This is a genomic window from Allobosea minatitlanensis, assembly GCF_964020775.1.
Map to the genome: position 1 here is coordinate 1,185,405 of NZ_OZ224509.1, position 13,167 is coordinate 1,198,571.

Annotated in this window: 11 protein-coding genes and 1 other RNA gene; 6 read left to right on the plus strand and 6 right to left on the minus strand. The window is 69.8% G+C overall.

Annotated elements, in window-relative coordinates:
• The first annotated feature begins 80 nt into the window (after window positions 1-80).
• On the plus strand, window positions 81-896 hold the full coding sequence (locus ACWH43_RS05660; RefSeq protein WP_158448435.1) for a sulfite exporter TauE/SafE family protein: 816 nt from the start codon (window positions 81-83) through the stop codon (window positions 894-896).
• Window positions 897-1,008: 112 nt separating this feature from the next.
• Here ACWH43_RS05660 and ACWH43_RS05665 read toward each other — a convergent pair whose 3' ends face one another.
• From ACWH43_RS05665 to ssrS, 4 genes are all read right to left on the minus strand, one after another.
• Window positions 1,009-1,755 (minus strand): YebC/PmpR family DNA-binding transcriptional regulator, encoded by a 747-nt coding sequence (locus ACWH43_RS05665; RefSeq protein ID WP_158448434.1) that lies wholly within the window; start codon window positions 1,753-1,755, stop codon window positions 1,009-1,011.
• A gap of 101 nt (window positions 1,756-1,856) precedes the next feature.
• Window positions 1,857-2,681: a TIGR00282 family metallophosphoesterase gene (locus tag ACWH43_RS05670; RefSeq protein WP_158448433.1), complete on the minus strand. Its 825-nt coding sequence runs from the start codon at window positions 2,679-2,681 to the stop codon at window positions 1,857-1,859.
• 54 nt (window positions 2,682-2,735) lie between these two features.
• On the minus strand, window positions 2,736-3,323 hold the full coding sequence (locus tag ACWH43_RS05675) for a 5-formyltetrahydrofolate cyclo-ligase (protein WP_260349548.1): 588 nt from the start codon (window positions 3,321-3,323) through the stop codon (window positions 2,736-2,738).
• Between the two features lie 6 nt (window positions 3,324-3,329).
• A non-coding RNA gene (ssrS, locus tag ACWH43_RS05680) (6S RNA) lies at window positions 3,330-3,487 on the minus strand.
• A 167-nt stretch (window positions 3,488-3,654) separates the two neighbouring features.
• On the opposite strand from ssrS, the gene ybgF reads away from it, so the two are divergent.
• The 4 genes from ybgF (at window position 3,655) to glmM (ending at window position 9,384) form a co-directional block, all read left to right on the plus strand.
• Entirely contained in the window at window positions 3,655-4,584 is a 930-nt protein-coding gene (ybgF, locus tag ACWH43_RS05685; protein WP_158471822.1) for a tol-pal system protein YbgF, read from the plus strand.
• On the plus strand, window positions 4,581-5,636 hold the full coding sequence (gene tilS / locus ACWH43_RS05690; RefSeq protein WP_158448352.1) for a tRNA lysidine(34) synthetase TilS: 1,056 nt from the start codon (window positions 4,581-4,583) through the stop codon (window positions 5,634-5,636). Before ybgF ends, tilS begins: the two co-directional genes overlap by 4 nt.
• A gap of 124 nt (window positions 5,637-5,760) precedes the next feature.
• The gene (gene ftsH / locus ACWH43_RS05695; protein ID WP_448153415.1) at window positions 5,761-7,686 is read left to right on the plus strand and encodes an ATP-dependent zinc metalloprotease FtsH; all 1,926 of its coding nucleotides are present in this window, start codon (window positions 5,761-5,763) and stop codon (window positions 7,684-7,686) included.
• A gap of 354 nt (window positions 7,687-8,040) precedes the next feature.
• Window positions 8,041-9,384, plus strand: coding sequence for a phosphoglucosamine mutase (glmM, locus tag ACWH43_RS05700; RefSeq protein ID WP_448153416.1), 1,344 nt, complete (start codon window positions 8,041-8,043; stop codon window positions 9,382-9,384).
• Between the two features lie 155 nt (window positions 9,385-9,539).
• Here glmM and ACWH43_RS05705 read toward each other — a convergent pair whose 3' ends face one another.
• Entirely contained in the window at window positions 9,540-10,307 is a 768-nt protein-coding gene (locus ACWH43_RS05705) for an SDR family NAD(P)-dependent oxidoreductase (RefSeq protein WP_158443590.1), read from the minus strand.
• A 133-nt stretch (window positions 10,308-10,440) separates the two neighbouring features.
• Between ACWH43_RS05705 and ACWH43_RS05710 the strand changes: the two genes are divergently transcribed.
• On the plus strand, window positions 10,441-11,478 hold the full coding sequence (locus tag ACWH43_RS05710) for an L-idonate 5-dehydrogenase (protein ID WP_448153417.1): 1,038 nt from the start codon (window positions 10,441-10,443) through the stop codon (window positions 11,476-11,478).
• Window positions 11,479-11,485: 7 nt separating this feature from the next.
• Here ACWH43_RS05710 and ACWH43_RS05715 read toward each other — a convergent pair whose 3' ends face one another.
• Window positions 11,486-13,159, minus strand: a complete 1,674-nt coding sequence (locus ACWH43_RS05715) for a formate--tetrahydrofolate ligase (RefSeq protein WP_158443588.1) — start codon at window positions 13,157-13,159, stop codon at window positions 11,486-11,488.
• Between the last annotated feature and the right edge of the window lie 8 nt (window positions 13,160-13,167).

Genomic DNA, 13,167 nt, shown 5'->3' on the forward strand with positions numbered 1-13,167 from the left:
GCGCGGAACCGCGGCGGAGATGAATTCCCCTCATCGGCGCCATCGAAAAGGAAGGCTGTTCTTGTCGCGGGGCTGCGGGCATGCTGCGCCGGATCAGCTTTCGCCGCGCCGGGACCATGCCGCTCAGCCTTTCCGCCTTCATGCCGGGCCTCACGGCCGACGCGATCGCCGTGCTGCTGGGAGCGACGCTGATCGGCGGGCTGGTGCGCGGCTTCACCGGCTTCGGCTTCGCCATGGTGTTCATGCCGCTGGCCTCGGTGGTGCTCGGGCCGGTCGCGGCGCTGGGGCTGATCTGGTTCATCGACCTGCCCTTCGCCCTGCCGATCGCGGCGCGCAGCGCCAGGCGGGCGGAATGGAGCGAGATCCTGCCGCTGCTGCTGACGGCGACGCTGGCGCTGCCGGCCGGGATCTGGCTGCTGACCTGGCTCGACCGCGCGACGATGCGCTGGATCCTGGCGCTGCTGGTCCTCGCCGCGGTGGCGCTGATGGCCTCGGGCTGGCGCTATCACGGGCGCCCGGGCGTGGCGCTCTCGCTCGGGGTCGGCGCGCTCTCGGGGCTGTGCAACGGCATGGCCTCGATCGGCGGCATGCCGCTCGCGGTGTTCTGGCTCGGCGCGCAGCGCAACGACCGCCACAAGACGCGGGCGAACATGCAGGCCTTCTTCGGCGTCTCGACGCTGATCGGTGGCGCGATCCTGTGGTGGAAGGGCATCCTGACGCCAAGCGGGCTGGCGATGGCAGTGCCGCTCTTCGCGATCTACGGCGCGGGGCTCTGGGCCGGCACGCATGGCTTCCGGCTCGCCTCGGAGGCGAGCTTCCGGCGCGGCGCCTATCTGCTGATCTTCCTCAGCGCGCTGAGCAGCCTGCCGCTCTGGGACGGGCTGCTGGGGCGGTGAGTGTTTCCCGCCCTCATTGCGAGGCGCGAAGCGACGAAGCGATCCGGGGGCGGCAGAGCTCTACGCCCCCTGGATTGCCTCGCTTGGCTCGCAATGCTGGAAGCGGCTGCAATCAGGCGCTGAGCTTGGCCATGATCTCGTCGGCGATCTCGAAATTGGCGAAGACGTTCTGGACGTCGTCGTCGTTGTCGAGCGCCTCCATCAACCGCATCATCGAGGCGGCCTTGTCCTCGTCGAGCGGGGCGGTGGTGGTCGGCCGCCAGACGGGCTTGGCCGAGGCCGGGGCGCCGAGCGACGCTTCCAGCGCCTTGGAAACCTCGTTCAGGCTGTCGAAGGCGCAGAGGATGGTGTGGCCGTTCTCGTCCGAGATCACGTCGTCGGCGCCGGCCTCGATCGCCGCTTCCATCACCGTGTCGGCGTCGCCCGCTTCGGGCGGATAGGCGATCTCGCCGACGCGGTTGAACATGAAGGAGACGGAGTTGCTCTCGCCGAGCGCGCCGCCCGCCTTGGTGAAGTAGGAGCGCACCGCGGACGCCGTGCGGTTGCGGTTGTCGGTCAGGGCCTCGACGATGACGGCGGCGCCGCCCGGGCCGTAGCCCTCGTAGCGGACCTCGTCGTAGTTCTCGCCCTCGCCGCCGGCCGCCTTGTTGATGGCGCGCTGGATGTTGTCCTTGGGCATGTTCTCGGCGCGCGCGGCGAGCACCGCCATGCGCAGGCGCGGATTCATGTTGATGTCGGGCATGCCCATCTTGGCGGCGACGGTGATCTCGCGGGCCAGTTTCGAGAACAGCTTGGAGCGCACCGCATCCTGCTTGCCCTTGCGGTGCATGATGTTCTTGAACTGTGAATGGCCGGCCATGGGAGCTCGTTACCTTCAAAGGTTGCGGCGGAAAGCGCTGGAAGGCGGCCTTATAGGCGCCGCCTCCGCCCGCGCGCAAGCGCCGCGCGCGCCGGAGCGCGTCAGGACAGCCAGGCTTCCGGCACCGCCTGGCTGAGATGCGGGCCGATGCGCACCGCCCAGACCGCCTTCGCCAGGCCGGTCGCGTCGTCGATCTCGACGGCGACGCCCGACAGCGTGCCTTCGCCCGTCGACGGCTCCAGCCGGGCGCCCGGCACCTTCTGGAGGAAGCGGCGCACCGGCTCGTCCTTCTGCATGCCGAGCACGGAATCGTAGTCGCCGCACATGCCGGCATCGGACTGGAAGGCGGTGCCGCCGGGCAGGATGCGCGTGTCGGAGGTCGGCGCGTGGGTGTGCGTGCCGACGACGAGGCTGGCGCGGCCGTCGAGGAAATAGGCCATGGCCTGCTTCTCGCTGGTCGCCTCGGCATGGACGTCGACGATGACGGCATCGGCGACCTCGCCGAGCGGGCAGGCGGCGAGCTCGCGCTCGACCGCCGCGAAGGGGTCGTCGAGCGGGTCCATGAACAGCCGGCCCATGACGTTGACGACGAGGACGCGGGCGCCGTTGCGCGCTTCGATCACGGCGGCGCCGCGGCCGGACGTGCCGGGCGGGTAGTTGGCCGGGCGGATCAGCCGGTCCTGCCGCTCGATGAAGACCAGCGCCTCGCGCTGGTCCCAGGAATGGTTGCCGAGGGTGACGACATCGGCGCCGGCGGCGAGGATCTCGTCGCAGATCGCCTCGGTGATGCCGAAGCCGCCGGCCGCGTTCTCGCCGTTGATGACGACGCAGTCGAGCTTCCAGGCCTCGCGCAACGCAGGCAGGCGCTCCTGAACCGCGATCCGGCCGGGGCGGCCGACGATGTCACCGAGGAAGAGAAGACGCATGAAACCGGTCCGCGAGCTGTAAAGCTTTCTCCCTCGCGCGAAGGAGCGCGGGAATCAACCGCAGCGGATGGTTTCGCGTTCCGTGACGATCCAGTCGAGGCGCCGGTCATGCGGCTCGTCGGGCACCGCCTCGACCTCCTGCGCCGCATAGGCGATGCCGATGCTGATCGTCGGGCCGAGCGCGGAGAGGGCCCGGTCGTAATAGCCCTTGCCGTAGCCGATGCGGTAGCCGCGCCGGTCGAAGGCGGCGAGCGGGACGATCAGGATGCGCGGCGCGATCTCGGGCTGGTCCGGCGCCGGGACGAGCGTGCCGAAGCCGCCCGGGACGATCGGCTCATAGGGAGCCCAGCGGCGGAAGATCATGCGCTTCGCGACGATGGCCGGCAGGCAGAGCGGCAGGCCGCGCCGGTGCAGCTCCTCGAGGATCGGGCGGGGATCGGCCTCGGAGCGCATCGGCCAATAGGCCGAGACCGGGCCGGAGGCGCCGTCCCACGCCGGCAAGGCGAGCGCCTGCGCGGCGATCCCGGGATCCCATTCGAGCCGGTCGTCGATCTCCAGCGCGTCGCGGCGGGCGAGCGACGCCGTGCGCAGCGCCGCCTTTCGCGGGGAGGGCGTAACCTGCGTGTCGTGCATCGTCGTCATCAGGGCTGCGGAGCCACCTCGGCCGTGGAGTTTTGAATCCCGGGACACCTACTAAAGTAGGTGGGCGCCGTGTGTCCGGTTCCGATGGATCCGGTCAGGGACAGCTCCCTAGGGAGTCGTATGGGCCCGGGGAATGCTGTCTCTCACGCACCAGGCAGCCCCGCTTCGCCAATGTAGGGAAGTGCCCGGCAAAGCGCCAGAGGCGTTTTCGCCGGCGTTCCCCGGATTTCGCAAACGGCGCATGAGGTTGTTCATATTTTGGCCGCGGTGCGCGCGTGTTATACTCGCCTGCGCGACAATTCCCGTTTCAGCTAAGGACCGCTTGTCTCAGATGCCTGGCTCTTCCCTCGCCCGCTTCCTCGTTCGCCCGGCGTGGCCCGCGCTCGCGCTCGCCGCGGGGCTGTTCGGCGCCGCGGCGCCGGCCTGCGCGCAGGATGCCGCCGACCTGCTGGTGCGCACGACGCGGCTCGAAAACCAGATGCGCCAGATGGCCGGCCAGATCGAGCAGCTCCAGTTCGAGAACAAGCGGCTGACCGACCAGCTCAGCCGCTTCCAGCAGGACGTCGATTTCCGCCTGAACGAGAAGGGCGGCGGGCGTCCCTCCGCCGGCTCCGCGCCGCCCGCCACCCCGCCCGCCGGGGCGACCCCGCAGCGCCAGCGCCGCAGCGACGCCTTCGACCCGACGATGCAGCAGGGCTCGGCCGGCGCGCCGCAGCCGCTCGGCGGCGGCATCGCCGGCATCATCGAGGACGAATATTCCGGCGGCCCGGCATCCGGCCAGCCGCTCGACCTGCAGGGTGTCGGGCGCCCGGTGCAGCAGGGCAGCGTGGCGCCCGGGCCGCGCGGCCAGAGCGTCGCCGCCGCGAGCGGCCCGGCCACGGCCAAGGAAGCCTATGATGCCGCCTATGCGGCGCTGCGGCGCCGGGCCTATGAGCAGGCCGAGATGGGCTTCCGCCAGTTCCTGCAGAGCTATCCGCGCGACCGGCTCGCGGTCGAGGCGACCTACTGGCTCGGCGAGAGCTACATGCAGCGCCAGCGCTACCGCGAGGCGGCCGAGCAGTTCCTCAAGATCTCGAAGGAATCGCCGCGCTCGCCCAAGGCGCCCGACAGCCTGCTCAGGCTCGGCATGGCCCTGAACGGGCTCGGCGCCAAGGAGCAGGCCTGCGCCACCTACGCCAAGGTCGGGGTCGACTATCCGCAGGCTTCCAGCGCGGTGCGCAACGCCGTCAGCCGCGAGCGCCGCCGCTCCGGCTGCGCTTGAGCGCGGCGCCGTCCCGCGACCTTTCCGCGACGCCTGTCTCGCCCGCCGAGGCCGGCGCTGCCTTCGACGGGCTCGCGGCCGAGGCGGGGCTGCTCGTCGCCGTCTCGGGCGGGCCGGATTCCGTCGCGCTGCTCGCCCTGCTGGCCGATTGGGCCAGGACGCCCGGCCGGCCGCCGCTCAGGGCCGCGACGGTCGATCACGGGCTGCGCCCCGAAGCCGCGATCGAGGCGGAGCGGGTCGGAGAGCTCTGTGCCGGGCTCGGCGTCCCGCATGCGGTCCTGCGCTGGGCCGCGCCGAAACCGGCGAAGGGAATCCAGGAGGCAGCCCGCCGCGCCCGCTACGACCTCCTGGCCGGGGAGGCCCGGCGAAGCGGCTGCAGCGCCATCGCCACGGCGCATACGCTGGACGACCAGGCCGAGACCCTGCTGATGCGGCTCGCCCATGGCTCCGGGCCGGCCGGGCTCGCCGGCATGCAGCCGCGCACGCGCCGGGGCGACGTCGCGATCGTCCGGCCGCTCCTCGGCTTCGGGAAGGCGCGGCTCGTCGCCACCGCGCAGGCACGGGGCCTGGCTTTCATCCGCGACCCGAGCAATGCCGACCCGCGCTTCGAGCGGGCGCGCTGGCGGGCGCTGGCGCCGGCTCTGGCGGAGCAGGGGCTCGACGCCGCCCGGCTCGGCCGCCTCGCCGCGCGCATGGGGCGGCAGGAGGAAGCCTTGTCGCAGCGGGCAGCCGCGGTGCTGGCGGCCTGCCGCCTGCCGGCGGGAGGGGGCGGCGACCTGCGGCTCGCCTTCCGGCAGCTTGCCGACGAGCCGGAGGAGATCGTCCTGCGGGTGCTGGCTACGGCCTTGGGCGAAGCGGCGCCGGCGGGCGAAAGCTATGGGCGGCTCGAACGGCTGGAGGCCTGCGGGGCGGCGCTGCTGGCGGCGCTGCGCGCCGGCTCCGCCATGCGGCGGACATTCTTCGGCTGCATCCTGGCGCTCGACCGGGCCGGCGTGCTGGCCCTGCGGCGGGAGGGACGGCGCAGACGCGGCGTTCACCCTGCGACATCGTAGTCCCGAGAGGGTCGGTGTTTTGCGTGCGTTTCCCTTGGCAAGGCGGCGCGTCGCACCTAGATTGCCTGATGAGTGAAATCCAGGCCTCTTCCGGTTGGTCCCGGCAGGCCCGATCGGACTGGTGATGAATCCGAACTTCCGCAATTTCGCCCTCTGGGTCGTGATCTTCCTGCTGGTCCTGGCGCTGGTGACGCTGTTCCAGAGCCCGAGCCAGCGCTCGAACACCAACGAGATTCCCTATAGCCAGCTCATCAACGAATCCGAATCCGGGCGCATCTCCAGCGTCGTGGTCTCGGGCCAGGAGATTTCCGGCACCTTCTCGGACGGTCGCAACTTCGTGACCTACGCCCCCTATGGCGATCCGAACCTGCTGAAGACGCTGGCGCAGAAGGGCGTGACCGTCTCGGCCCGCGCCCCCTCCGAGGGCACGCCCTGGTTCATGGCGCTGCTGGTCAATTCGCTGCCCTTCGTCATCTTCATCGGGCTGTGGATCTTCATGTCCCGCCAGATGCAGAACGGCGCCGGCCGGGCGATGGGCTTCGGCAAGTCCAAGGCCAAGCTCCTGACCGAGGCGCATGGCCGCGTTACCTTCGAGGATGTCGCGGGCATCGACGAGGCCAAGGAGGACCTGCAGGAGATCGTCGAGTTCCTGCGCGATCCGCAGAAGTTCCAGCGGCTGGGCGGGCGCATCCCGCGCGGCGTGCTGCTGGTCGGCCCGCCCGGCACCGGCAAGACCCTGACGGCGCGCGCCGTCGCGGGCGAGGCGAACGTGCCGTTCTTCACCATCTCGGGCTCGGACTTCGTCGAGATGTTCGTCGGCGTCGGCGCGTCCCGCGTCCGCGACATGTTCGAGCAGGCCAAGAAGAACGCGCCCTGCATCATCTTCATCGACGAGATCGACGCGGTCGGCCGCCATCGCGGCGCCGGCCTCGGCGGCGGCAATGACGAGCGCGAGCAGACGCTGAACCAGCTTCTCGTCGAGATGGACGGCTTCGAGCCGAACGAGGGCGTCATCATCATCGCCGCGACCAACCGTCCCAACGTGCTCGACCCGGCGCTGCTGCGTCCCGGCCGCTTCGACCGTCAGATCGTCGTGCCGAACCCGGATGTCGCCGGCCGCGAGAAGATCCTGCGCGTCCATGTCCGCAAGGTGCCGATGGCGCCCGACGTCGACCTCAAGATCCTCGCCCGCGGCACGCCCGGCTTCTCCGGCGCCGACCTGATGAACCTCGTCAACGAGGCGGCGCTGCTGGCGGCGCGGCGCGGCAAGCGCATGGTCACCCATGCCGAGTTCGAGGACGCCAAGGACAAGGTCATGATGGGCGCCGAGCGCAAGTCGATGGCGATGTCCGAGGAGGAGAAGAAGCTGACCGCCTATCACGAGGCGGGCCACGCCATCGTCGGCCTCTATGTCCCGGCCGGCGTGCCGGTGCACAAGGCGACGATCATCCCCCGCGGCCGCGCGCTCGGCATGGTCAAGTTCCTGCCCGAGGGCGACCGCTACTCGATGAAGTACAAGGAGTTCACCTCGCAGCTCGCGGTCGCCATGGGCGGGCGCGTGGCGGAGGAGATCACCTTCGGCAAGGAGAACATCACCTCCGGCGCCACCGGCGACATCCAGCAGGCGACCAAGATGGCCAAGGCCATGGTCACGCAGATGGGCTATTCGGACGAGCTCGGCATGGTCGCCTATGGCGACAACCAGGAGGAGGTCTTCCTGGGCATGTCGATGGGCCGCAGCCAGTCGCTTTCCGAGGCGACGGCGCAGAAGATCGACGCCGAGGTCAAGCGCCTCGTCGACGAGGGCTATCGCGACGCCAAGGAGATCCTGACCAAGCATCATGATGAGTTCGTGCAGGTCGCCGAGGCGCTGCTCGAATTCGAGACGCTGACCGGCGAGGAGATCCGCGACCTGATCGCGGGCAAGCGTCCCTCGCGCGACCTCGACGACACGCCGCACGCTCCGCGCGGCTCGGCGGTGCCGAGCGCCGGCAAGGGTCGCAAGCGCGACGAGCCGGATGCCGGCATGGAGCCGCAGCCCCAGGTCTGAGGCAGGCCCGGATGGAATGTGAAAGGGCGGCCGCGAGGCCGCTCTTTTTCGTTTGGCCCGGAGCTTCCTCCTTTCCCACATCCGCGTCGTCATCCCGGACAAGCCGCGCAGCGGCGCCGATCCGGGACCCATGCCTGAGCCGCCGTCGGATATGCTCTGGCGTGGATCCCGGGTCTCCGCTTCGCTCCGCCCGGGATGACGGCGTGAGGACATCGAACGGAAGCCGCGGCACCCCTGTCACGCTCCGTCATAATTTGTGAGAAGGCGGAAAGGTCTTTTGGCTATAGAAACGCGCAAAATCGGGCGGATCGCCCCTGGGGCCGCCGCTTGGATCTCGCCTTGGATCGGATCGATATGGCACGCAAATATTTCGGAACGGACGGCATTCGGGGGCGGGCGAACGGCGTCATCACGCCCGACCTCGCCCTGAAGGTCGGACAGGCGACGGGCCTCGCCTTCCACCGCGGCGAATATCGCCATCGCGTCGTGATCGGCAAGGACACCCGGCTGTCCGGCTACATGATCGAATATGCGATGGTCGCGGGCTTCACCTCGGTCGGCATGGATGTGATGCTGCTCGGCCCGATGCCGACGCCGGCCGTCGCGATGCTGACGCGCTCGATGCGGGCCGATCTCGGCGTGATGATCTCGGCCTCGCACAACGCCTATGAGGACAACGGCATCAAGCTGTTCGGCCCCGACGGCTACAAGCTCAGCGACGAGGTCGAGCGCGAGATCGAGGCGCTGATCGACGGCGATCTCGGGCCGCGCCTCTCGGCCTCGCCGAAGCTCGGCCGGGCCAAGCGCATCGACAGCGCCGATGCGCGCTATGTCGAGTTCGCCAAGCGCACGCTGCCGCGCAATCTGAGCCTGGAGGGCCTGCGCATCGTGCTCGATTGCGCCAATGGCGCCGGCTACAAGGTGGCGCCGCAGGCGCTCTGGGAGCTGGGCGCCGAGGTCATCGCCATCGGCGTCGATCCGGACGGCTTCAACATCAACCGCGAGATCGGCTCGACCCATCCCTCGACGCTGGTCGAGAAGGTGAAGGAGCTGCGCGCCAATGTCGGCATCGCGCTCGACGGCGACGCCGACCGCGTGCTGGTGGTGGACGAGCACGGGCAGATCGTCGACGGCGACCAGCTCATGGCCGTGATCGCGCGCTCCTGGCTGGAGGATGGCCGGCTCTCGGCGCCGGGCATCGTCGCCACGGTGATGTCCAATCTCGGGCTGGAGCGCTATCTGGCGGGCCTCGGCCTCACGCTGGCGCGGACCGCCGTCGGCGACCGCTATGTGCTGGAGCATATGCGCAACCACGGCTTCAACCTCGGCGGCGAGCAGTCCGGCCACATCATCCTCTCGGATTTCGGCACGACCGGCGACGGGCTCGTCGCGGCGCTGCAGTTGCTGGCGGTGGTGAAGCGGATGGACCGCCCGGTCTCGGAGGTCTGCCACTGCTTCGAGCCGCTGCCGCAGATCCTCAAGAACGTGCGCTACAAGGCCGGCAAGCCGCTCGAGCAGCAGACCGTGATGAGCGCGATCGAGGCGGCCAAGCAGCTTCTCGGCGAGAGCGGGCGCCTCGTCATCCGCCCCTCCGGCACGGAGCCGGTGATCCGCGTCATGGCCGAAGGCGACGACCGGGACCTGGTCGAGCGCGCCGTCGACGATGTCGTCGAGGCGGTGACGAAGGCCGCTGCCTGAGGGGGCCTTCCACAAGAACCCGGGTCATCCCGGACAAGCCGCGAGGCGGCGCCGATCCGGGATCCATGCCGGAGCCCTTATCGCAAAAGCTCAGGCATGGATCCCGGGTCTGCGCTTCGCTCCGCCCGGGATGACTGCCGCTCCGGAAGAGGTTTTCACACCACCGCGGTCAAGCCGCCATCGACCATCAGCAGATGGCCGTTGACGTAGTTCGAGGCCTCCGAGGACAGGAAGATCGCGGCGCCGACCAGCTCCTTCGTGTCGCCCCAGCGCCCGGCGGGCGTACGGTTGCAGACCCAGCTCGAAAAAGCCTCGTCGGCCATCAGCGCCGCGTTGAGCTCGGTGGCAAAATAGCCGGGGCCGATGGCGTTGGCCTGGATGTTGTGCTTGCCGAGCTCGGCGGCGAGCCCGCGCGTCATCATCTTCACCGCGCCCTTGGACGCGGTGTAGGGGATGATGGTGGCGCGGCCGAGCTCGCTCTGGACCGAGCCGATATTGACGATCTTGCCGCGCTTGCGCGGCACCATCCGCTTCGTCACGGCCTGGGTGACGTAGAACACCGAATGCAGATTGGTGTTCATCACCGCGTGCCAGCCCTCGACCGGGAATTCGGTGATCGGCGCGCGCTTCTGCATGCCGGCATTGTTGATCAGGATGTCGATCGGGCCGGTTTCCGCCTCGATCGCGGCGACGCCCGCTTCGACCGCCGCGTGATCGGTGACGTCGAAGGCGGCGATCGAGGCCTTGCGGCCGGCCTGGCTGAGCGCCTGCCGCGCGCGTTCCAGCTTGGCCTTGTCGCGGCCGTTCAGCACGACATGGGCGCCGGCTTCGGAAAGGCCCTCGGCCAGCGCCAGGCCGATGCCCTGGCCGGAGCCGGTGATCAGCGCGACCTTGCCTTCCAGGCTGAACAGCGACAGCGACATGGCGTATCCTCGTAAAATGCCGGGCTCCGGCGTCGGTTTCGTTTGCGCCGGGGGCGCCGGTTTCGGTAAGCAGCTTTCAAACGATTAGACAACGGCGCAGCGCGTTTGTCTGCGTCCTTCAGGAGAAACCGCCATGCGTGCCGTCGTGATCCACGCCGAGAAGGATCTGCGCGTCGAGCAGACCACGGCTCCGGAACTCGGGCCGCGCGACGTGCGCGTGCGGATGGAGGCCGGCGGCATCTGCGGCTCGGACCTGCACTATTACCTGCATGGCGGCTTCGGCACGATCCGGGTGCGCGAGCCGCTGATCCTCGGCCATGAGATCGCCGGCCGGGTCGAGGCTGTCGGCGAGGAGGTCTCGCGGGTGAAGCCGGGCGACCGGGTCGCGGTCAATCCCAGCCGCGCCTGCGGCCATTGCCGCTACTGCCAGATGGGCCTGCAGCAGCATTGCACCGACATGCTGTTCTATGGCTCGGCGATGCGCTTTCCCCATGTGCAGGGCGGCTTCCGCGACGTGCTCGTCGTCGAGGAGCGGCAGGCGGTCAAGGTCGCCCCCGGCGTGACGGCGGCTCAGGCGGCCTTCGCCGAGCCGCTTTCGGTCTGCCTGCATGCGGCGAAGCGGGCCGGCTCGCTGCTCGGCAAGCGCGTGCTGGTGACGGGGGCGGGGCCGATCGGCGCGCTCACCGTGGTCGCGGCGAAGGCGGCGGGCGCGGCCGAGATCGTTGCGACCAACGTCGTCGACGGACCACTGCCGGTGGCGCGCAGGATGGGTGCCACGGCTGCGATCAACGTCGCGGCCGAGCCGGAGCGGCTGAAGGAGGAATACGGGGCCGAGAAGGGCGCCTTCGACGTGATGTTCGAGGCCTCGGGCAACCAGCATGCGCTGACGGGAGCCTTCGACGTGGTGCGCTCCGGCGGCACTATCGTCCAGATCGGCAATGGCGGACAGTTCACCTTGCCGATGAACGTGGTCGTCGCCAAGGAATTCGACCTGCGCGGCTCCTTCCGCTTCCATGAGGAGTTCGACTGGGCGGTGGCGATGATCGGCTCGGGGGCGATCGACCTCATGCCGCTGCTGACCGCGACGATCCCGGTCGACCGCGCGGTCGAGGCGTTCGACCTCGCCGCCGACAAGTCGAAGGCGATCAAGGTGCAGCTCGACTTCGCCTGAGCCGAGCCTAGGACAGCCCTTCGATATGGCCCTGCGCATCGATGTGGATGCGCTCGGCGGCGGGCTCGCGCGGCAGGCCCGGCATGGTCATGATGTCCCCGCAGATCGCCACGACGAAGCCGGCGCCGGCCGAGAGCCTGAGCTCCCGCAAGGGCACGATATGGCCGCTGGGCGCGCCGCGCAGCGTCGGATCGGCCGAGAAGGAATACTGGGTCTTGGCGACGCAGACGGGCAGGTCGCGGAAGCCGGCGGCCTCCAGCTCGGCGAAGCGCGCCGCGAGCCCGGCATCGACGCTGACGCTCTCGGCGCCGTAGATCTCGCGCGCCACCGTCTCCAGCTTCTCGCGCAGCGGCATGGCGTCGGGGTAGAGCGGCGCGAAATCGGCCTCGCCCTCATCCGCCAGCGCGGCGACCTTGCGGGCGAGCTCCTCGGCGCCGGCGCCGCCCTCGGCCCAATGGCGGCAGATCACCGCCTCGGCGCCGAGATGGTTGCGGCAGAAATTGCGGATCAGCTCGTGCTCGGCGGCGGTGTCGGTGGCGAAGTTGTTGATCGCGACGATCGGCGGCACGCCGAACTTGCGGAGATTGCCGACATGGCGGGCGAGGTTGGAGAGGCCTGCCTCGAGGGCCTTGAGGTTCTCGCGGCCGAGCGCGTCCCTGGCGACGCCGCCATGCATCTTGAGCGCGCGCACCGTCGCGACGACGACGGCGGCGGCGGGCTTCAGCCCGGCCTTGCGGCATTTGATGTCGAAGAACTTCTCCGCGCCGAGATCGGCGCCGAAGCCGGCCTCGGTGACGACATAGTCGCCGAGCTTGAGGGCGGCGCGGGTGGCGATCACCGAATTGCAGCCATGGGCGATGTTGGCGAAGGGGCCGCCATGGACGAAGGCGGGCGTGCCCTCCAGCGTCTGCACGAGGTTCGGCATCAGCGCGTCCTTGAGCAGCACGCTCATCGCTCCGGTTGCCCTGAGATCGGCGGCGGTGATCAGGCGCCTGTCGCGGGTGCGGCCGACGACGATGCGGCCGAGGCGGGCCTCCAGATCGGCGAGGTCGCTGGCGAGGCAGAAGATCGCCATCACCTCGGAGGCGACGGTGATGTCGAAGCCGTCCTCGCGCGGGAAGCCGTTGCCCGGGCCGCCGAGCGAGGAAACGATCGCGCGCAGCGCCCGGTCGTTCATGTCGAGCACGCGGCGCAGGGCGACATGGCGCGTGTCGAAGCCGAGGCCGTTGCCCCAGTAGATGTGGTTGTCGACCATCGCCGCGAGCAGGTTGTGCGCGCTGGTGATGGCGTGGAAATCGCCGGTGAAGTGCAGGTTGATCTGCTCCATCGGCACGACCTGGGCATGGCCGCCGCCGGCGGCGCCGCCCTTCATGCCGAAGCTGGGGCCGAGCGAGGGCTCGCGCAGCGCGATGATCGCGCGCCTGCCGATGCGGGAGAGCCCGTCGCCGAGGCCGACCGTCGTGGTGGTCTTGCCTTCGCCGGCCGGGGTCGGGCTGATCGCCGTGACCAGGATCAGCTTGCCGTCCGGCTTTTCCCGGAAGCCGGGGATCGCGCCGGTATCGACCTTGGCGATGAACTTGCCATAGGGGTGGAGCGCCTCTTCGGGAATGCCGGCCCGCCCGGCGATGGCGGCAACAGGCTGAAGCGTCGCGGCGCGCGCGATCTCGATATCGGTCGGCATCCGTCCTC

What these genes read in the sequence shown, in the direction of transcription:
- ACWH43_RS05660 (WP_158448435.1), top strand. Translation starts at nt 81, where the DNA reads ATGCTGCGCCGGATCAGCTTTCGCCGCGCCGGGACCATGCCGCTCAGC.
- ACWH43_RS05665 (WP_158448434.1), bottom strand. Translation starts at nt 1,755, where the DNA reads ATGGCCGGCCATTCACAGTTCAAGAACATCATGCACCGCAAGGGCAAG.
- ACWH43_RS05670 (WP_158448433.1), bottom strand. Translation starts at nt 2,681, where the DNA reads ATGCGTCTTCTCTTCCTCGGTGACATCGTCGGCCGCCCCGGCCGGATC.
- ACWH43_RS05675 (WP_260349548.1), bottom strand. Translation starts at nt 3,323, where the DNA reads ATGACGACGATGCACGACACGCAGGTTACGCCCTCCCCGCGAAAGGCG.
- ybgF (WP_158471822.1), top strand. Translation starts at nt 3,655, where the DNA reads ATGCCTGGCTCTTCCCTCGCCCGCTTCCTCGTTCGCCCGGCGTGGCCC.
- ftsH (WP_448153415.1), top strand. Translation starts at nt 5,761, where the DNA reads ATGAATCCGAACTTCCGCAATTTCGCCCTCTGGGTCGTGATCTTCCTG.
- glmM (WP_448153416.1), top strand. Translation starts at nt 8,041, where the DNA reads ATGGCACGCAAATATTTCGGAACGGACGGCATTCGGGGGCGGGCGAAC.
- ACWH43_RS05705 (WP_158443590.1), bottom strand. Translation starts at nt 10,307, where the DNA reads ATGTCGCTGTCGCTGTTCAGCCTGGAAGGCAAGGTCGCGCTGATCACC.
- ACWH43_RS05710 (WP_448153417.1), top strand. Translation starts at nt 10,441, where the DNA reads ATGCGTGCCGTCGTGATCCACGCCGAGAAGGATCTGCGCGTCGAGCAG.
- ACWH43_RS05715 (WP_158443588.1), bottom strand. Translation starts at nt 13,159, where the DNA reads ATGCCGACCGATATCGAGATCGCGCGCGCCGCGACGCTTCAGCCTGTT.